The sequence below is a fragment of the Kiloniella sp. genome, from assembly GCF_048259265.1.
Taxonomy (GTDB): domain Bacteria; phylum Pseudomonadota; class Alphaproteobacteria; order Kiloniellales; family Kiloniellaceae; genus Kiloniella.
On record NZ_JBLXHT010000008.1, the window covers coordinates 16,957 to 36,515 of the forward strand.

Genomic DNA, 19,559 nt, shown 5'->3' on the forward strand with positions numbered 1-19,559 from the left:
CAGGCCTTTCTTGTTTCCCATTAAGAATTAAATCGCAATTAATTTAGCTGATATTTCTTTCGTCAACTTAGCTGCAACCATCGCCGTCATACCAACAAGATCCCGATGGGGATTAAGCTCTACGATATCCGCCCCAATCAAATCAGCATCCAGCCCATGTATCGTATTAATCAAATCACGCACAGACATACCGCCGGGTTCATGATGTGACACACCAGGGGCAAAAGCCGGGTCGAGAACATCTAAATCGACAGACAAATACAAAGGCCCATCAAAGCTAAAAGCTATTCCGGGGTGCCAATCTTTCATCGCAATAATTTCAACACCAAACCTTTCGGCCTGTTCTTGTTGATGTTTGTTCAACGTGCGTATGCCAACTTGGACAAGGCGTTTCACACGGCCAGTTTCCATCGCCCTTGCAAATGGACAGGCATGACTATCCCGATTACCTTGCATTTCATCATACAGATCAGAATGGGCATCAAAGTGTAAAATGTTGAGATCTTGATAGCTTTTACTATGTGCGCGTAACAAAGGTGCAGATACTGAATGATCTCCGCCGATACTAAGAAGTTTTGCCCCTGTGGTAATAATCTCTTCTGCTCGGGTTTCAATCTCGGCGATGGCAGTACTTGTATCATCAAAGATCAAGTCGCCAAGATCTTTCCACCTGTTATCGTTCCCCAGATCATGCCCGTTTTCACAGGTAAGATTCGCCGAACCACAATGTAAAGCTTCGCGCATACGCTGTGGCCCCATGGCAGGGCCAGTCATGAAAGATGAATTGTGATCAACAGGCAGCCCCAATATAGCGAGATCGCCCGGCTTAATATTTCCCAGATCCATTACCAGCCCCAATCAATTTTTCTGTAGAACTCAATTGTTTCAGCGCCAGCTTATGCCGTTAAAGAACTGGGTCAAGCCTGAAAGAAGGAACTGTAAGGCGCAATTAAAGCCGTTATTCCTGATCATCAAAAGGATCAACAACAGTCGTTTCTCTGTACTTAACATAGCAGAACACCGCAGTACTCAGACCCATCCCCAGTAACCACGGGCTTTCAATTCCATAGCCCATCACAATCAGACCAAGAGACAAGACAGCCAGAATAAAAACGGGTCCATCTGCTCGCTCTCCGCAGAGGTTTTTCCAAAACTTGCGCTGATTTAAAAGAATAGAGTTAAAGTGCCCCGTAATGATCGACGTGCCGAGAAAGGTCAGAAAAACGAAACCAATCATGCCTGCAACAGTAAATGCCTGTTTGAATAAATCTGACATTCTAAACCTCTTGGGCACCCCTATAAGCCAAAGTCTTTTCCACTTGAACCATAGTTTAGCCTAGAATTAGTCAGATAGCGAAATTGACAACTGGAATACCCTATTCGTATGCCCCTGCTTCAGGCAAAAGGATGTTTGGGGGTCATCAGTGTGTCAACCAGAAGAAACAGGCCAATCATCACAATAACAATACCACCAAGTAGTGAAATATAGCGCCCGAAATACCCCACATGTACGCCAATTTCATCCATAATCTTCATAAGCGGAAACCGGATACCACGCGCCCCTATAGCCAGAAGCGATACGGTAATACCAGTGCCAAAAGACATTGCAAGTACGGCGGCTAAACCACCCGCCCAGTGACCAAGAACAAACGCAAGGATGAGTACCAGCAGCGCGCCCGTACAAGGTCGGATACCAACAGCAAGAATGATCGCAATCAAATCACGTCTGCTTTTTTGGGCCCCTACTGACGTTGCTTCCGGTTTGTTCTCGTCCAAAACCTTGTGCCCGCAACAACTATGATGTCCACCCGCGCCATCTACACTATGATCATGCCCACACCCCGCATGCGCATCGCCTCTTATCCCACGCCAAATAAGAACAAGCCCAACAATCGACACCGCACCATAACTAAGTGGTTCCATCACATCTTCGATTGCGAGCGATGTGCTTCGAACACTTGTCTCTAGAAGAAAATAACACGTTCCAACGATTATGATCGCGGTTAATCCTTGAACAAAAGAAGAAGCCATAGACAACAAAACTGCGGGCAAGACCTTGGTATCAGTGGTCAGGGTATAACTTGCAATGACTGCTTTTCCATGGCCGGGTCCCAGCGCATGGAAAACACCATAGAGAAAACAAATCCAAACGAGGTGAAGAATAGAATCGAAACCGATATCATCCCCAAGAGCCCGAACGCCTTGGCCCAATAGGTCAGAAAAATTTCTTTGCTGAAGGCGAATTTCATTAAGCGTAAAATCAATTACAGACTGATCTTCGACAGAGAAAATATTAAGTAACGCAACGATTCCTGCCAATAGAAACAAGACCACAAAGATACTAAAAATTGCCGCCGTCGATTTTGTGTTTAGTCCAAATAGTTTTAACATGTCACCGTAACTGTCTTAGCAAAAATTGATCCAAGATCAGGATTTTGGGCAACTTCTTCGTCACTAAAAACCAAATCTGAAAGCGTCGTCCCATTCTCTAGATTGTCATCAGGATGGGTAACACGATGAGTACAAGCACTCATCGCCACAGGAAGATAAGAAACGGTATTGTCCTCGATAACATCAATAGCAATGAAATAAGATGGATCATACATTTGCATTTGAACGGCAGTACCCTGAGTAATCGGTTCTTCAAGTTCCAATCGAAACCTTAATAAGAGACGGTTATTGAGCACAGCTCCATCAGCAATAATTTCTTTTTTATAAAGGGGACTATATTTGTCGTCTCTTTTAACCTTCAAAAAATAGTCCCACTCCCGCAAATTTCCGACGGCCTCTCTCGCAAAGGTTAACAACTCTGTTTTCTCAACTTCACCGCTCTGATCCTTATCCAAATCAGGCAGCAAAGACGCTGTATAAAGATCATCAAAAATCCACACAGGTTCCAGAGCAGAGATTTCTCCATCATCATTTCGATGGATTATAACCGCAGCATCAACCCAAACATGCGGATGGGATTGTGCATAAGCAGGATAGAGCAAGGTAAGTAGAAGTCCTGCACAAAATATCTGCCTCCAGCCCCGCTTTATCCAGCTCAGCCCTACTCGTTTACAAGAAATCACTCTAACCTGTTCCTTTAAAGATAACCGTCACGATTTAAGTCACATAAAATTATGACGGTAAAACGGCATTAGTTATATTATAACATTTTAAAAATACAAGTTACCGAATTCACAATCACGCTCTTTCAGGAATGACAGGATGCTCGCGCCCCTATTCCATAGCCTTAGCGCGCATTTCAAGCGCCGCAAGTTCAGAAGCTTGTGCATAGTTATTTGCTTCTTTTCGATACGCGACAAAGCTATCGAAAATTTCTTTCGCCAATGAACTTGTTTGGCTGATTTCAATCAGCGTTTCTTCCGATGCCTTATAAAGCGCCTTCATCACATCATCCGGGAAGCGACGTAACTCAACTCCCTCTTTTGCCAACAGGGGTTCGAAAGACTTCACATTTCCATAAGTAAAATCAGCATAGCTCTCATTTGCAGACGCCATAACGGCACGCTTTACAATCTCTTTCAGATCATCTGGCAAAACATCATAAGCTTCTTTGTTAACCATTGCTTCCAATGCAGGACCAATTTCGTGGAACGCTGGCATATAATAGTAATTCGCAGCTTTATAGAGCCCGAATGCAATATCGTTCCAAGGACCCACCCATTCCGCGGCATCAACAGTACCCGACTTCATAGCCGCAAAAATCTCACCCGGTGGCATCAAAACAACATTCACACCCAACTTCCGCATGACCTCTCCGCCCAGGCCCGCGATTCGCATCTTGATGCCTTGTAAATCTTCGAGACTATTGATTTCTTTACGGAACCATCCTCCGGCTTGTGGCCCGGAAGATCCGGCGTAAAAAGGTAAAACACCAAAGGGTTCATAAGCCTTCTGCCAAAGATCTTGCCCACCTCCGAAGTAAAGCCAGCCAGTATATTCAGCAACACTCAGCCCAAAAGGGACACCCGTGAAAAAATGAAAGACCTTGTCTTTCCCCTGCCAATAATAAGGCGTTGCATGCCCCATCTCCGCAACACCATTGGACACGGCATCGAAGACTTCAAAGGGGGGAACCAACTCTCCACCAGCATAAACATCAACGCGTAAGCGGCCACCGGACATCGTCGTAATCATCTCGGCTAAACGCTGAGCATTCATGCCCACGCCAGGCGAATTGCGCGGCCAACTCATGGCCATTTTCCAAGTTATTGTATCCTGAGCCTTAACGACAGCGGGAGCAGCAAGTGTCGCGGCACCAGCAGTAACCAAAGCTCCAAGTGCTTGCCTTCTGCCCAAAACCTTAGATTGCTGATCCTGATTTTTACAGGTCTCTGTCGTCGTCTTTTTGTCGGTCATTGCGGCCCCCATAATTATTACCAGAAACCACTTTACCTTCTCTCCTATAAGACGCAATGCCCGAGAAGATCATCTCACAAAAATAACTTTGGGCCAGCTCTGAAATGAAGCATTTTAAGCCGAAGACGAAATAGAAGACTGTTCTGGCTCAAGAAAAAAGGCAGTAAGAGTTGCAACAACAAGCATTGCTGTTGATGCCAATAAACAAGCTTCAAGACCGGCATATTGAAAGATCAACCCGGAAAGCAGCGTACCCACAAGGCGGCCAATGGCATTGGCCATGTAATAAAACCCAACATTGAGAGTAACCTTGTCTGCATCAGAACAGGCAACGATAAGGTAAGAATGCAGAGAAGAATTAACCGCAAAGACAAAGCCGAAGACGAGAAGCCCAACCAGAAGAAAAGCGCCAGAAAAAGGTAAATCATGCCATAAAACGGCTGCGATAACGGCAGGTAAAACTGCCAACACAATCCCCCAGAAACGTGCAGCCACAATCCCGGAACGAGGGTCTTTTACTTTTTTAGTTAATTTTGGCACCAGCGCCTGAACAATACCATAACCAATAACCCAAAGCGCCATGAAGGCCCCGACTTCATCAAAAGACCAGCCAAGAGTAGAATAGAGAAAAACTGGTAACCCAACCACAAACCAAACATCTCTCGCTGCAAAGAGAAAAATTCGCGCAAACGAAAGGACATTTATGGCTCTTGATTTTGAAAAGAGCTCCTTGGCGCGAATTTTTTGCTTTGCCTTTCCCAAGTCAACCTTCACGATCAGAGATGTCGTAACGAGAACGACAACTAAACCCAAAGCCATTGAGAGAAGAGAATTTGTAAAACCGATCCATTCCAGCAAAACACTGCCGAGGAGAAAGCCAAGGCCTTTGAGGGCATTTTTAGAGCCCGTTAAAATAGCGACCCATCGGAACAAAGTTCCTTTTTCTTCGCCATCATCTTTCGCCACAAGCTTCACAGCAGACTTAGAGCTCATTTTCGTCAGGTCTTTGGCAACACCTGATAACGCCTGTGCCCCCATCACATAGATGATCGAAAAGTCGATTGACCACTCAGCACGTAATTGAGAGAGCAATCCTAGCGCCACAATCTGGGTAATCAGACCGAGAAAAAGCGTCAGTCGAAGGCCAAACCGAGCCGCAATCCACCCCCCAACAAAGTTGGTGACGATCCCCATCGCCTCGTAAAGCAAAAACAGATAAGCCAAATCAAGCGGGGTAAACCCAAGACGATGGAAGTGCAGCAACACCAGCATGCGCAAGGCACCATCTGTCAGGGTAAACCCCCAATAGGCTGCCGTTACAGCACCATAACTCCGTAAATCAAACATTGAATCTACCTGTCAATTTAAATCCCGGTCAGCTCTAATCTATGCAGACCTAATTCCTGATCACTAGCTTCAGTGAAGATCACGACTAATCATAGACAGTAAATCTACCATGCGATTCACATATCCCCATTCATTATCATACCAGGCATAAATCTTCAGATGACGCTTATCCACTACCATAGTGCTAGGGCCATCGATGATTACCGAGCGAGGGTCATTGACAAAATCGGTAGAGACAAGTGGCCGACTTTCGAACCCGAGAATGTCCTTTAATTCGCCATCCGCAGCGTTTTGAAAGAGCTGATTAACCTCTTCCACAGTTGTATCCCGGGCCAACTCAAATACACAATCGGTCAAAGAAGCATTTAACAGGGGCACCCTTACGGCATGACCGTTCAATTTTCCTTTTAACTCCGGGTAGATCATCGTAATCGCGGTTGCAGACCCCGTCGTCGTCGGGATCAAAGAATTAAGCCCTGATCGGGCGCGGCGTAAATCCTTGTGCGGCGCATCAACCATGACCTGTGTATTGGTAACATCGTGAATGGTTGTAATGGAACCACGTTCAATACCCAAAGCTTCGTGGATTACCTTAATAACAGGGGCAATACAGTTCGTTGTACAGGATGCAGCAGTTAAGATGTCATCCTTGGTCAGGTCATAAAGATCTTCATTAACGCCATAGACCAAATTAGGAACCCCTTCTGACTTAACAGGCGCAGCCACCAGAACCTTTTTCACCCCCTCATCAAGATAAGGGGTCAGGGCTTCTCTGCTTTTGAACTTGCCCGAACATTCAAGAACCACATCCACACCACGATCGGCCCAACCGACATGGGATATGTTTTTTTCTTCAGAAAAACTCATAGCCTGCCCTTCGATGATGATGGTATCCCCCTCAACATCAATAACTTTATCCCACCGGCCATGGACAGTATCAAATTCCAGCAAGTGAGCCGCGCACTCTACGCCCCCACTGATTTCATTGATATGAACAATGTCGATGCCCTCCATGTCCCACGCCGCCCGCAGCACAAGTTTTCCCATACGGCCAAAGCCATTAATGCCCACACGTACTGCCACAGTTTTGATCCTTCTATTCTCGATATTCGTCCTGTAAAAACACTATTTCGAAAATATTCGAAATAGTGAGTAACGCAAATGAATTTTTCATGACGGCTCAGATAAAAATCACAACTAAATTCCTATTAGCTGAATGAAAGCATCATAAATAAATCTTGTTGGCCTCACCCTCTTGCTTCTGACATCATCAACGTAATGAGCTTAAAGAAACAAGCCACAAGTACGTCAGCAGATATCCGGAAACCTAACATGCCCTCCTCCAACGCCCGCAATTCTCGATATGATATCCTTTTCGAGCCGATAAGAATCGGCCCCGTTACCATGAAAAATCGATTTTATCAGGTGCCACATTGTAATGGGATGGGGTATGCTCGCCCGCAAAGTCTTGCTGCCATGCGTGGTATCAAGGCCGAGGGTGGTTGGGGGGCCGTCTGTACAGAAGAAGTTGAAGTTCATCCCTCATCAGAGATCTCTCCCTCAATCGAAGGGCGGCTTTGGGATAAATCTGACATTCCCGCCCACAGATTAATGACCTCTGCGGTCCACGAACATGACGCACTCGCGGGAATTGAGCTTGTTCACAACGGATTCCACGCTCCCAATAGGACATCTCGGCTGCCCCCTATGGCTCCATCTCCAATACCTGTTGATTCCTACGACCCAGTTCATGCGCGTGCTATGGATTTAACCGACATCAAGAATTTCCGAAAATGGCATCGTCAGGCAGCGTTAAACGCGCGCGAAGCAGGTTACGACATTATCTATGTCTATGCTGGCCATTGTATGACCACCCTTATGCATTTTATGTTGGAACGCTTTAATCACCGAAGCGACAACTACGGAGGCACCATCAAGAACCGGGTACGCCTAACCCGTGAAGTTATCTCTGAGGTGAAAGATGCCGTTGGCGATCAATGTGCCATCGCCTTTCGTTTTGCCGTCGATGAACTTATGGGCAAAGGCGGTATGACCTCTGAAGGGGAAGCGCAAGAAGTTGTCGGACTTCTCGCCGAACTTCCAGATCTTTGGGATGTAAATATCAGTGGCTGGTCGCATGACTCTTCCACGGCACGTTTTGAACCGATAGAAGGCTATCAGGAAAAATATACATCTTTTGTGAAGTCTCTGACCACTAAACCCGTTGTTGGTGTGGGACGGTTCACTTCACCAGATGCCATGGTTTCCCAGATCAAACGCGGTGTCCTTGATCTCATCGGGGCGGCACGTCCATCAATCGCGGACCCTTTTTTACCAAACAAAATAGCCCAAGGGCGCATTGACGAAATACGCGAATGCATAGGATGTAATATCTGCGTTAGCGGTGACAATCTCAGCGTTCCCATCCGATGCACACAAAACCCGACAATGGGCGAAGAATGGCGACGCAAGTGGCATCCGGAAAAAATTGCCCCCAAGGCATCGGATAGTTCTGTGCTTGTCGTCGGTGCTGGCCCTTCAGGGTTAGAAGCAGCCCTACAGCTTGCCAACAGAGGCTATCAGGTCACTTTGGCAGAATCAGGCAAGGAACTTGGTGGGCGAGCCACAAAAGAAAGTCAACTCCCCGGCCTATCCAGTTATGCCCGCGTCCGGGATTACCGCGTAAATCTTCTCACTCAAATGGCCAATGTTGAAATTTACAAAGACAGCCCACTTGATGAAGACGCCATACTGGAATTTGGTTTTCCTCATGTCTTGCTTGCCACGGGATCTCATTGGCGTCGAGATGGCACCGGACGATATTATCAAAAACCGATTCCCGGATTGGATACCATTCCGAGCTTTACACCCGATGATATAATGAATGGAAAGAATCCGACTGGACATACCATTATCTATGATGATGATCACTATTACATGGGAGGTGTACTCGCCGAAAAACTTATCAGCGACGGGGAAAAGGTAGCCTTGGTAACACCCGCGGCAAAGATATCAGCATGGAGTGAATACACACTCGAACAGGAAAAGATACAGGCCAAACTTATCAATCTTGGTGTGGAGCTCATCACGAATCAGGCCGTATCAAATGTTGCCGAAAACCAGATAGGACTATCCTGCACTTTCACAGGCCGAACAAAAACTATTCAAGGTGATAGTTTGTTACTTGTGACCGCAAAACATGCCAACGATGCGCTGTATCATCAACTGCAAAGTAATCCAGACAAGCTCGAACAAGCCGGGATCAAAACCTTGGAGGTCATTGGTGATGCCTATTCACCCGGTTCTTTGGCATCGGCAGTGTACTACGGACACCTTGCTGCGAGATGCCTAGAGGGCGAAAGCTGGGATGCTGCTCTCTTTGATGGGGAAAGACCCGGCCTGATTTCCTAAACCCGTGTTTCAGGCACACATCAGCATATCTGGGTGGTTTGTCTTACCGACCGATGTCTTGATTGGTTCAATGACATAACTTGTAGAGTTGACTGTAAAGATCTCATTGATTTTGCCCGCAAGTATATAAGCGCGTTGCTCAGATACCCCCTCAACAATAATCGAAATAGTTTGTGTGCCGTCCGAGGTAGCATCAGCTTTCACATTGCCTGGAGTCGCCCCGATCAATGCAAAGTATTCCAATATTCGTAACAATGTATTTGGTTCACTCATTGCCACAATATCAAACTCAACCCGCGTATTTATATTTGTTGTTTTTGGCACAGAAATTCATCCCGATTACGATCACTATTTTTTCTTTTTAGGCCAAGATCACTACATCTGTCCTGATATAGCCAATATTACAAAAGTGAGCAGGTATTTCTTCCCCAATGCATCATTTAAATGCTATTGTTAGAAACATAATATCTTAAAAATAAATATTATCAGGAAAAATGACCATAAAATTAGATAACCTTGATATTCGCATCCTGGAAAGCTTGCAAAAAGACGTTACTATACCAGTAACAGAACTTGCCGAAAAATTAGGATCATCAAAATCAGTATGCTGGCGTCGCATTCAACGTTTGCTTGACGAAGGGGTGATCAAGGACCGCGTTGCCATCATAGATCAAAAGAAAATTGGTCTTGGTGTTACCGTTTTTGCACAGGTCAAAATGCACCATCATGTAAAGGACGCCCTGCCAGACTTTGTAAAAGCAGTGCAGAAATTTCCACAGGTTATTGAATGCCATACCCTAATGGGTAGCGTTGATTTCTTGCTAAAGATCATCGTTAAGGATATTGAGGATTATGAACGTTTCTTTTGGCAGGACTTATCGCAAATCGAAGGCGTTCAAGAAATCAGTTCATCAACAGCCCTGACACGTTTTGTCGATACCACCAGCCTTCCTCTTGATCATCTCTATCTTGAGGGCAATCAAGATAGATGACCTAATCTGATACTCTGAATGTACCAGATGGGCCAACCTCGCCATGAAAGAAAAGCATGACCAAAGCGATAACTCCATCCGGTGGAGACCAACCCGTTGGGCTGATCGATTATAGCGTACTCGCGATGATCTTCATTCTTTGGGCGCTGAACTACATCGCAGTCAAAGTCAGTGTAGATGAGTTTCCTGTATGGACGGCCTTGGGTATTCGTTTCAGCATCATCGTCCTACTTCTAGCGCCTTTTGTTAAATTTCCCAAAGGCCAGTTTCGATCTTTACTGTTAATCAGTGCCGCGCTTGTGCCAGGTCATTTCGGACTACTCTTCTGGTCAATCCAGAACACAGCCAGTGTCGGGGCAATCTCTGTCATCATACAAGTCGGCCCCGCCTTCTCAGTATTACTCGCTTGGATCTTTTTCAAAGACACACCCGGCATAAAACGTATAAGCGGATTGATTATTGGCTTTATAGGTATTGTTATTCTTTTTTATGAACCAACGTTCTTCGATACCCTAGATGCCATGGTCGCCGGACTGGGGTCAGCATTCTTTATGGGCACCTACATGGTATTGGTCCGTGGAAAGAACCAAATATCTCCTCTTGCCATTATTTGTTGGTCTTCGGTTCTAGGCATTCCTTTCTCTTTTGGTATGGCTCTCGCTCTCGAAGCCCCCATCGCGGAAACCCTACAAAACGCAAGCACAGAGAGCTGGCTTGGGATTGCCTATGCAGCAATAGCCTCAAGCATCATCGCCCATGGTTCCTGGGCTTGGATGTTAAGACGTCAACCAATCTCTTTCCTCGCACCTTTGACCCTTATCGTTCCTGTACTGGCAGTTTTCGCAACAGTAAGCGTTTTTAATGAACCCCTGACCTTACATATGATTCTCGCCGGATTGATTGTTCTTGCAGGTATGGGGTTGATCACTATTTCCAAAGCCTACAAATAAGCTTTCAAACCAGTCCTAATAAGCGGCCATATCTTCTAGCAACCAGGATGTAAACGCCCCGATATGTGGCTCATCTTTTAGTTCTTTCCGACAGACAATTCCCCATTCACCGGGTGCCTTTGTAATATGTTTGATCGGGTGGACCAAACGTCCTGCTTTGAGGTCATTGTCAGCAAAGGGCCCATTGACCATGGCCACGCCCTCTCCGTCCAATGCCATTTCCAGGGCAATTGCCACAGTATCAACGGCGATAGAATTACGAGATATTTCGGCAAAAATTCCAAGTGACTGAAACCACTCTTCCCAATGATTATCAGCCGTGTAAACCTTCAAAAGAGGTAAAGTAAGCAGCTCTTCGGCAGAGATCTTATTACCTTTTCTCTTTAGAAGATCAGGGCTACAGACAGGCATAAGCTCCGCGGCGAACAAAGGTATCCAATGCAGGTGCTTCGCGACAGGCAGAGGACTATAGATGATCCCCACATCTTCATTCACTTCATCAAAAGCCCCATCAAGAATACTGGACGTTATCTGAACATCCAAATCGGGGTGTGCCACACGAAACCGCGACATTCGCCTAGCCAGCCAGCGAATGGATAAGGTTACAAAGGCTTGAACACGTAACTTTTGCGCTTGTCCACTTGACCGAATCACTTCCGAAGAATGAATCAGCTGTTCAAGAATATTTCTGACTACAAGATAAAACTGCTGCCCCTCAGACGTTAGCTTAACGCCACGTCCATCCCGTTGAAATAATTTAATATTAAGATCTTCTTCCAGAACTTTAATTTGATGACTGATAGCCGTATGCGTCAGATTCAATTCACCCGCAGCGCCTCTAAAACTCAAAAGCCTTGCTGCCGCCTCAAAACCTTTTAAAGCTTTCAAAGGGGGTAATTTTTTTAAATCTATCTGCCCAGCCATCACGACCTCATTTTAAAGCCCACCAGATATTATTCACACAGCACACGAGCAATTGGAACAGGGAAACTGGAATATTTTTTGAACCAATTGGATTAAAAACATCAATTGCGATTTTTTTTCGATAGGCTCATTCTTGATGAGGTAAAATAATAAAAACCATCGGTTAAAGCAGTCTATTGAGGCCAAAATGAAAATTACCGAGTTAAAAACGTTCGTTGTCGGCAATCCTCCTCCTAATTTTGGTGGCAAGTACTGGATTTTTACAAAACTCACAACTGATACAGGTATCGAAGGGATCGGAGAAGTCTATTCAGTTCCCTTCCATCCCAAAGTTGTCGAGGCCATGATTGATGACATGTTTTCGCGACATGTCGAAGGCATGGATCCTTTCAAAATCGAAACACTCTGGCGACGAGTATATTCCGGTGGCTTTACACAGAGAACCGATATTTCGACAATGGGTATTCTAAGTGGTCTGGAGACTGCCCTTTGGGATATTATTGGTAAAGCTCTCGACAAACCTGTGTATGAGCTTCTGGGCGGACAGGTCCATGAGAAGCTCAGATCCTACACCTATCTTTACCCGCAAGAAGGTGACACGACAGACGTTTATATGGATGCTGATCTGGCGGCAGAACGTGCGGCTGATTATGCAAAACAAGGTTTTACTGCTGTTAAATTTGACCCTGCAGGACCTTATACAGCGTTTGATCCCCGGCAACTTTCGCTGGAGGAATTGGATCGCTCAGAAGAATTCGCCCGAAAAATTCGCGAAGCTGTTGGGAACCGGTGTGATCTCTTGTTTGGAACCCATGGTCAAATGACCGCTGCTGGAGCAATAAGACTGGCAAAACGCCTGGAGCCTTATGACCCACTGTGGTTTGAAGAACCAACACCACCAGACAATCAGGAAGAAATGGCCAAAGTCGCACGCAGCACCTCTATTCCCATTGCAACGGGCGAACGACTTGCTACAAAATATGAATTCCAGCGCGTGCTACAAAGCGGTGCGGCTTCTATCCTCCAGTTTGCACTGGGGCGGGTTGGTGGCATCCTTGAAGCCAAGAAAATTTCGGCTATGGCAGAAGCAAGCTATGCGCAAATTGCCCCTCACCTCTACTGTGGTCCCATTGAAGGCGCCGCCAACGTTCAGATCGGGGCCTGTAGCCCGAATTTCCTTATTCAGGAAAGCATCCAACAATGGCAGGGTTTTCATTCTGAAATTCTGAAAAAACCCATGGTTTGGGAAGACGGCTATATTATCCCATCCAAAGAGCCGGGGATCGGCGTTGAATTGAACGAGCAGGTTGCTGAGGCCAATCCTTACAATGGGAAGGCCCTGCATCTGGAAATGCATCCAGACCCTGTTTGACATTAAGCCTTGGTTTAAAAATATAATAATAAAACGTCAGTCCTGATCTTTGGCAGGCTGAGCATTACGGGAGCGCACACAATGAAAATTGGCTTTATCGGTCTGGGAAGTCTTGGTGAACCACTGGCAATGAACCTTGTCACGGCTGGTTGTGATGTCACGGTAACAGATCTCAATAAAGAAGCCGCAAATCGCTTACTCGAGGCAGGGGCAAAATGGTCAAATGATGTCGCCGGAACCTGTAGCGGTGCCGAAGTTGTTATTACCGCCCTTCCATCCCCTGCTGCATCAAGAATTGTGGTCGAAGGTAATAACGGTGTGCTCGAAAACCTAACGTCCGGCGCAACTTGGATAGAAATGAGCACCACAGATTTCGAAGACCTGCAACGCCTGACCGACCTGGCAAAAACAAAGGGCATTGATGCTTTAGAGTGCCCCGTAACCGGCGGTGTTCACAGGGCGCATTCTGGTCTGATCACAATCCTGGTCGGTGGCGAGGAAACCATTTACGACAAGATAAAACCTGTGTTGAAAATCATGGGTGGCGAAATTCTCTACATGGGACCGACAGGCCACGCCACCGTTGTTAAAGTCGTAACAAACATGCTTGCCTTCATCAATCTTGTCGCCGCAAGCGAAGGCATGATGCTCGCCCGTAAATATGGTGTCGATATGGATGCAATCTGGAAAGGTATTCGTCACAGTTCGGGCAATTCTTTTGCTCATGAAACAGAATCAAAGCTTATTCTTAGCGGCAGTTACGACGTCAACTTCCCCATTGATCTTGTCCTAAAAGATCTGGGTCTTGCACAGGATATCGCAGATAAAACAGGCGTCCCGCTAGAACTTGGAAGCGCAACACAACAGATCTATCGTCGGGCGAAAGGACTGTTTGGGGGTGCGGCGCAGTCGCCGGAAGTCGCCAGAATGATCGAACAGGCCTGTGGCATAAAAATGCGTGCAGAAGGCTACCCTGTAGAACTTACAGAAGAAAACGCTGGATAAATCCAAACACGATAAACCGTTATTACTTTCAGGTTAAATACGCTTCAGCGCTATCAACAGGTTTACGTTAAAAAATTCCTGCTTCTAGCCCAGCAGCCATCAACATGCCAAGTTCTTCACATTGACCTTCAAACTCTGATTTATAGTCACCTCGACAGATCAAAGCTTCTTCCTGTACGGAGGTCCAACGTAAGCCAGTAATAATCGTCTCAACAGCACGTTTGGTCCCGGTCCCATCATGTCCTGCTCTGATATAGATGCCGTAAGGCAAGCCTTGCTTTTTCTCAAGACAGGGATAGTAGATACGGTCAAAAAAATCCTTCAAAGCCCCGCTCATATAACCTAGGTTTTCGGTGGTTCCCAATAAAATTCCATCCGCCTTCAAAACATCCTCTGCATTCGCCTCAAAAGGATTTCGCACCACTACCCTTATTCCCGAGATATCAGGGCGTGTTGCTCCTTTAACCACAGCATCACGCAAAATTTCTGTATTGGGCGAAGGAACATGTCCGACGATAAGAAGGTTTTTATTCATGAGGTAAAATCTTAAAAAGGATGACTACACTAATTACTGTTACACCAGTAAGATAACACTAATCGTTTTATTATCAGATTTATTTCGAAAGCTCACCTAAACATGTCCCAACAAAGCACATCCCACGAGAATAAAGTTGTTTTGATTACCGGTGCGACCAGTGGCATTGGCCTCGCAACCGTAGAAAAAATCAAAGAAGCAGGATATCGCCCTGTTTTAACCGGACGCAACCTCAACAAGGTTAAATCCTGTACAGGAAAATTTAGCATACCCGGCTATCAACTGGATGTTGCAAATGAAGAAGAATGTACCCGAATTGTTAAAACCGTAGAACAGGATATCGGACCTGTATGGGGATTGGTAAACAATGCCGGTATTTGGTTAGAAGGTGCTTTTGAAGACTATAACACCGCTGATATCCGTGCGGTTATGGAAACCAACACCCTTGGTACCATGTTCATGACACACGCCGTGTTACCAAACATGTTAAATCGAAAATCTGGGGCAATTATCAATGTTGTCTCCACAGGCGCCCTATATTGCCGAAAATCCATTTCCGTCTATGCTGGAAGCAAATGGGCTATACGCGGCTTCACAGGCTGTATGGAAGTTGAATGCGCCCCGAAAGGCGTTCGAGTCATGGGATTTTATCCGGGAAAAGTTGATACTAATATGTATTCTACTGCCGGAATCGATAGAGCTCTGGATGTAGCAATGACACCAACAGATGCCGCTAGCATGATCGAACACATGTTAACTGACGAGAAAATTCTGTGGGGCCACGTATCAGGTCGCAGCATTAATGATTATTTATAAGTTCACCTTATTCAACATAACAAAAGGCCTCGAAATCGTTTTCGAGGCCTTTTGTTATGTGAACGGTTTTCTCTTATTAGATAATTGCAGCACGTACCTTGGCAGAAACCATTTCGCTAAGGATCACAGCCGCAAAAATAACCAGCAAAATCAAAGAAACTTGTGGCCACGCCAGAACACTAAGGGAAGATTGCATCTGCAAACCAATTCCTCCTGCTCCAACCAGGCCAAGAACCGTTGATTCGCGGATATTAATATCCCACCGGAAAACAGTAATTCCAGCAAAAGATGGCATGATCTGTGGAACGATAGCATAGGCCATAACTTGCCATCTGCTCGCGCCCGTCGCCGTTATTGCCTCTACCTGCTTCTCATCAATCTCTTCAATCGCCTCATAAAGAAGCTTTGCACAAAACCCGATAGATCGCAGAGCAATGGCAATGGTTCCGGCAAAAATCCCGGGACCAATAATCGCCACCAATAACAAAGCCCAGATCAGGGAATTGATTGAGCGTGAGGAGACAATGATCAATAAGGCAGGCCACCGACATAAAATCTGATGCGGTGTTGTGTTCCGTGCAGCCATAAAGGCAACAGGGACAGCAATGATCAAGGACAGAACGGTCCCGATTGTTGCAATGTTAATCGTATCCCAAAGAGGTTCCCATAGCTCATTGATATAGGACCATTTGGGCGGCATTGCCCGACCACCGATGTCACCTGCAATTCGCGGAGCATCAACAACAAAGAACCAGGTCGTAGCTTCAGAGATTGTCAACCAGCAATAAACAATCAAAGCGACAGCTACAAAGTACCCGAACCAACGTGTTAACTGTGTTTTTTGATCGCGGACGGCCCAAATTTTTTGACCCTTTTTATTTGTAGATATAGCCATTATTGTAACCTCGCCCGAATAACGCCAGAGAGATATTCAAGCAGCATAACAATGGCAATAATCATAATGATGATTGCCGCTGCTGTATCAAACTCATAACGATCAAACGCCGTATTTAATGTCGCGCCGATACCACCAGCACCAACCAAACCGAGAATCGCAGATTCACGGAAGTTGATATCCAGCCTGTACATAGACAACCCGATCAAACGCGGCATTACCTGTGGCTGAATGCCATAAGTAACCCATTGCCACCAGCTAGCCCCTGTCGCTTTAATTGCTTCGGCCTGTGATCGGTCTGTATCTTCGATATCTTCCGCAAGCAACTTTGCAAGAAAGCCAATTGTTGCAAAAGACAACGTCACAAACCCGGCAAAAGGCCCGAAACCAAAGATAGCAACCAATAGAATGGCAACAATGATTTCGTGTAACGCACGAGAAATTGCAATAATTCCCCGGCAAATAAAATAAACTGGTAAAGGTGCTATATTTCGCGCAGCCCCAAGACCAATTGGGATCGAGATCAAGATACCACAGGCCGTTGACGTTATTGTCATAATGGCAGATTCAACCATACCATCAATAATATCTGACTTCCGACTTAAAAAATCTGGCTCAGAAAAAGCAAGTATAAACTGCCAGCCACGATCTAATCCCTCGTAAACCCGCGACCAATTTATATCGAACGAGCCAAACGCCAGCACAAGGTAAATTAAGCACCCAGTGGTCAACCCCCAACGCATAAGAGGGTTTTTGATCATCGGCGGCTTTCGCCATTTGCGCGAAGCAGTCATCGAAGCGCTCATGCAACAGCCCCCTGTTCCGCCTCGTCGTCCTCATCCACGGCTTCGATGGTCGCTTCCCAATCTTCTTCACCATAAATTTCAGTTAAGATATCCGGCTTAAGTTGATCGGGTGGGCCGTCATAAACCACTTCGCCAAAACGTAGGCCAATAACCCGCTGAACAAACATTTGCGCCAAAGCAACATCGTGAATGTTAATAATTGCCGCAAGATTACGTTCCGCACAGAGTTCACAGATCAATCGCATAATTTGACGAGATGTTTTCGGATCAAGAGAGGCAGTTGGTTCATCGACTAAAAGAAGTTCCGGATCCTGAATCAAGGCGCGCGCAATACCAACACGCTGTCTCTGACCACCAGACAACTCATCTGCGCGTTTGTCCGCCATATGATCCAGACCAACCCGTTCTAACAAACGAAAAGCTTCATCAACATCGCTTTGCGGATATTTACGGAGAAAAGAACGCCAGAAACCAACGTACCCCAATCGTCCGGAAAGAACATTTTCCATAACCGTCAGTCGCTCAACCAAGGCATATTCTTGGAAAATCATTCCCATACGCCGTCTTGCTTGACGCAGGGCACCAGAACCGAGTTTCGTCAGTTCTTTTCCATTGAGCGTAACACTGCCTGACGTTGGTTCAACCAACCGATTTATGCAGCGAATCAAAGTACTTTTACCCGCACCGGATGGCCCGATTAACGCAACGACCTGTCCCTTAGGAATCTCAAGCTCCACACTCTTGAGAGCCATATCACCCGTTGCATACTGCTTGGTAAGTTTATTCAGGTGTAACATGCTATTTACCTGTCATATCAATAACATACCCGACACCTTGGAAGATGCCGGGTTGTAGTAAAAAAAAATTCAAATACTCCTGTTACTTACAAGAGTAAGAAACATTGTTAGCTGCATCAATTTTGCGGATAACATCCCAGAATTTTTTATAAGTTATTGGTAAAAACTGACCTTCTTTGGATTTCTTAAATTCACGTTCCAAAGATGTCCCTGCCCACTCAAAACTAAAGAAGGCATCTTTAATTTTGTCCTGCAGTTCTGGTTTCAGATTATAGGCAACACCATAGCCTGTTGTCGGGAAAGTTTGCGACTTGTAGATCGTTTTAATCTGATCTTCCTTGATCACATCTCTTGAGATCATGCGGAATTTCACAGAGTTTGCAATAGAAGCCGCAATATAATCTTTATTCGCGACACCCAGGATTGAGTTATCGTGTTTTCCAGAGAAAGTCGCTTCGAAGTCGCGATCTTTTTCCATATCAAAATCAGCTTTCAGGATAGCTGATGGCGCTTTAAATCCAGAGTTTGATGTAGGTGACGTAAAGGCTAACGCTTTACCTTTCAAATCCTGAACTTTTTCAACACCGCTGCCCGGGTATGTAATGATTTCCATTTCATAGCCAAAACTGCCGTCTTCCCTTGCCATAATAGTAAAAGGACTGAAACCGGCACAGTTCACAGCAAGCGGATTTGATCCAGTGTTAAAGCCCGCGATATGAAGGCGTCCCGACCGCATAGCTTCGATTTGGGCAGCATTTGATTGGACTGGGAAGAAAACAACATCTTTCCCGGTTTTTTCTTCCAAATAAGCAAGAAAATCGGACCATGCTTCTTTATAAACGGCAGGATCTTCGACAGGTGTATAAGCAAAAATCAATGTATCCGGATCCAGTTGCTTCGCTGGATCTGTTGGCGTATCTGCAATCAAGTCGCCATCTACATCACAAAACCGCGTATCCAGATCACCACGGGCACAATCTTGAGCCGTCGCGGTTGATACGTTTACAGAAAGACAAGCCAGTACGCTGGCACAGCCAAAAAGAATATCCCGAAGTTTCATCAATACCTCCCTTAGTATTGTATCGCCCATTGTTTGATTAAGAGCATGTACAACATAAGAACACGCTCTTTTCAGGTAATTTTTACAAATAAAGATGAGTTTATTTTTGTTTTTTCCCATCCGATAGTTTCAATTGAAGCACAATATACTTTCATTTGAAATACAATTTTCATTAAACTGTAAAACCAAACAGGGCCAAGCCTAAGCCTCAGTAAAACAAAATAAATCACAAAGAGCTCATAAATTTATAACGCGCCCACACCAGCACAACCATAAGGCTA

At 45.5% G+C, this 19,559-nt stretch carries 20 protein-coding genes; 6 read left to right on the top strand and 14 right to left on the bottom strand.

Going from position 1 to position 19,559, the window contains the following annotated elements; genetic code table 11:
* Nucleotides 1–27 precede the first annotated feature (27 nt).
* From speB to ACN0QW_RS13260, 7 genes are all read right to left on the bottom strand, one after another.
* Nucleotides 28–846 (bottom strand): agmatinase, encoded by an 819-nt coding sequence (speB, locus tag ACN0QW_RS13230; RefSeq protein WP_417432099.1) that lies wholly within the window; start codon nt 844–846, stop codon nt 28–30.
* 112 nt (nt 847–958) lie between these two features.
* Nucleotides 959–1,276, bottom strand: a complete 318-nt coding sequence (locus tag ACN0QW_RS13235) for a hypothetical protein (RefSeq protein WP_417432100.1) — start codon at nt 1,274–1,276, stop codon at nt 959–961.
* Nucleotides 1,277–1,395: 119 nt separating this feature from the next.
* Complete coding sequence (locus ACN0QW_RS13240) at nt 1,396–2,391, bottom strand: nickel/cobalt transporter (protein ID WP_299376506.1); 996 nt, start codon at nt 2,389–2,391, stop codon at nt 1,396–1,398.
* Complete coding sequence (locus tag ACN0QW_RS13245) at nt 2,385–3,074, bottom strand: DUF1007 family protein (RefSeq protein ID WP_417432101.1); 690 nt, start codon at nt 3,072–3,074, stop codon at nt 2,385–2,387. Before ACN0QW_RS13245 ends, ACN0QW_RS13240 begins: the two co-directional genes overlap by 7 nt.
* 151 nt (nt 3,075–3,225) lie before the next feature.
* Nucleotides 3,226–4,368, bottom strand: coding sequence for a TRAP transporter substrate-binding protein (locus ACN0QW_RS13250; RefSeq protein WP_417432102.1), 1,143 nt, complete (start codon nt 4,366–4,368; stop codon nt 3,226–3,228).
* 114 nt (nt 4,369–4,482) lie between these two features.
* Nucleotides 4,483–5,715, bottom strand: coding sequence for an organoarsenical effux MFS transporter ArsJ (gene arsJ / locus ACN0QW_RS13255; protein WP_417432103.1), 1,233 nt, complete (start codon nt 5,713–5,715; stop codon nt 4,483–4,485).
* Nucleotides 5,716–5,784: 69 nt separating this feature from the next.
* Nucleotides 5,785–6,798 (bottom strand): ArsJ-associated glyceraldehyde-3-phosphate dehydrogenase, encoded by a 1,014-nt coding sequence (locus ACN0QW_RS13260; RefSeq protein WP_417432104.1) that lies wholly within the window; start codon nt 6,796–6,798, stop codon nt 5,785–5,787.
* Nucleotides 6,799–7,047: 249 nt separating this feature from the next.
* On the opposite strand from ACN0QW_RS13260, the gene ACN0QW_RS13265 reads away from it, so the two are divergent.
* Nucleotides 7,048–9,126 carry an FAD-dependent oxidoreductase gene (locus ACN0QW_RS13265; RefSeq protein ID WP_417432105.1) on the top strand — a complete coding sequence of 693 codons (2,079 nt, stop codon included), beginning with the start codon at nt 7,048–7,050 and terminating at the stop codon, nt 9,124–9,126.
* Between the two features lie 9 nt (nt 9,127–9,135).
* Here ACN0QW_RS13265 and ACN0QW_RS13270 read toward each other — a convergent pair whose 3' ends face one another.
* Nucleotides 9,136–9,450 (bottom strand): hypothetical protein, encoded by a 315-nt coding sequence (locus ACN0QW_RS13270; RefSeq protein ID WP_417432106.1) that lies wholly within the window; start codon nt 9,448–9,450, stop codon nt 9,136–9,138.
* A 170-nt stretch (nt 9,451–9,620) separates the two neighbouring features.
* Between ACN0QW_RS13270 and ACN0QW_RS13275 the strand changes: the two genes are divergently transcribed.
* Complete coding sequence (locus tag ACN0QW_RS13275; RefSeq protein WP_417432107.1) at nt 9,621–10,118, top strand: Lrp/AsnC family transcriptional regulator; 498 nt, start codon at nt 9,621–9,623, stop codon at nt 10,116–10,118.
* Between the two features lie 56 nt (nt 10,119–10,174).
* On the top strand, nt 10,175–11,068 hold the full coding sequence (locus ACN0QW_RS13280) for a DMT family transporter (protein WP_417432108.1): 894 nt from the start codon (nt 10,175–10,177) through the stop codon (nt 11,066–11,068).
* Between the two features lie 15 nt (nt 11,069–11,083).
* On the opposite strand, the gene ACN0QW_RS13285 is transcribed toward ACN0QW_RS13280, so the two are convergent.
* On the bottom strand, nt 11,084–11,992 hold the full coding sequence (locus ACN0QW_RS13285; protein ID WP_417432109.1) for a LysR substrate-binding domain-containing protein: 909 nt from the start codon (nt 11,990–11,992) through the stop codon (nt 11,084–11,086).
* Nucleotides 11,993–12,179: 187 nt separating this feature from the next.
* Here ACN0QW_RS13285 and ACN0QW_RS13290 point away from each other — a divergent pair, with 187 nt between their 5' ends.
* Both ACN0QW_RS13290 and ACN0QW_RS13295 read left to right on the top strand, forming a co-directional pair.
* Complete coding sequence (locus tag ACN0QW_RS13290) at nt 12,180–13,364, top strand: mandelate racemase/muconate lactonizing enzyme family protein (protein WP_417432110.1); 1,185 nt, start codon at nt 12,180–12,182, stop codon at nt 13,362–13,364.
* Nucleotides 13,365–13,427: 63 nt separating this feature from the next.
* Nucleotides 13,428–14,369, top strand: a complete 942-nt coding sequence (locus tag ACN0QW_RS13295) for an NAD(P)-dependent oxidoreductase (protein ID WP_417432252.1) — start codon at nt 13,428–13,430, stop codon at nt 14,367–14,369.
* Nucleotides 14,370–14,436: 67 nt separating this feature from the next.
* Here the strand turns inward: ACN0QW_RS13295 and ACN0QW_RS13300 are convergent, their stop codons facing one another.
* Nucleotides 14,437–14,904: a flavodoxin family protein gene (locus ACN0QW_RS13300; RefSeq protein ID WP_417432111.1), complete on the bottom strand. Its 468-nt coding sequence runs from the start codon at nt 14,902–14,904 to the stop codon at nt 14,437–14,439.
* Nucleotides 14,905–15,006: 102 nt separating this feature from the next.
* Between ACN0QW_RS13300 and ACN0QW_RS13305 the strand changes: the two genes are divergently transcribed.
* Nucleotides 15,007–15,720, top strand: coding sequence for an SDR family oxidoreductase (locus ACN0QW_RS13305; protein WP_417432112.1), 714 nt, complete (start codon nt 15,007–15,009; stop codon nt 15,718–15,720).
* 76 nt (nt 15,721–15,796) lie between these two features.
* Here ACN0QW_RS13305 and phnE (ACN0QW_RS13310) read toward each other — a convergent pair whose 3' ends face one another.
* The 4 genes from phnE (ACN0QW_RS13310) to phnD form a co-directional block, all read right to left on the bottom strand.
* Nucleotides 15,797–16,615: a phosphonate ABC transporter, permease protein PhnE gene (gene phnE, locus ACN0QW_RS13310; protein WP_417432113.1), complete on the bottom strand. Its 819-nt coding sequence runs from the start codon at nt 16,613–16,615 to the stop codon at nt 15,797–15,799.
* Nucleotides 16,615–17,421 (bottom strand): phosphonate ABC transporter, permease protein PhnE, encoded by an 807-nt coding sequence (gene phnE, locus ACN0QW_RS13315; protein ID WP_417432114.1) that lies wholly within the window; start codon nt 17,419–17,421, stop codon nt 16,615–16,617. Before phnE (ACN0QW_RS13315) ends, phnE (ACN0QW_RS13310) begins: the two co-directional genes overlap by 1 nt.
* Nucleotides 17,418–18,218 (bottom strand): phosphonate ABC transporter ATP-binding protein, encoded by an 801-nt coding sequence (gene phnC, locus ACN0QW_RS13320; protein ID WP_417432115.1) that lies wholly within the window; start codon nt 18,216–18,218, stop codon nt 17,418–17,420. The genes phnE (ACN0QW_RS13315) and phnC overlap by 4 nt, the downstream gene beginning before the upstream one ends.
* An 82-nt stretch (nt 18,219–18,300) precedes the next feature.
* On the bottom strand, nt 18,301–19,278 hold the full coding sequence (phnD, locus tag ACN0QW_RS13325; protein ID WP_299374232.1) for a phosphate/phosphite/phosphonate ABC transporter substrate-binding protein: 978 nt from the start codon (nt 19,276–19,278) through the stop codon (nt 18,301–18,303).
* Nucleotides 19,279–19,559: the final 281 nt, after the last annotated feature.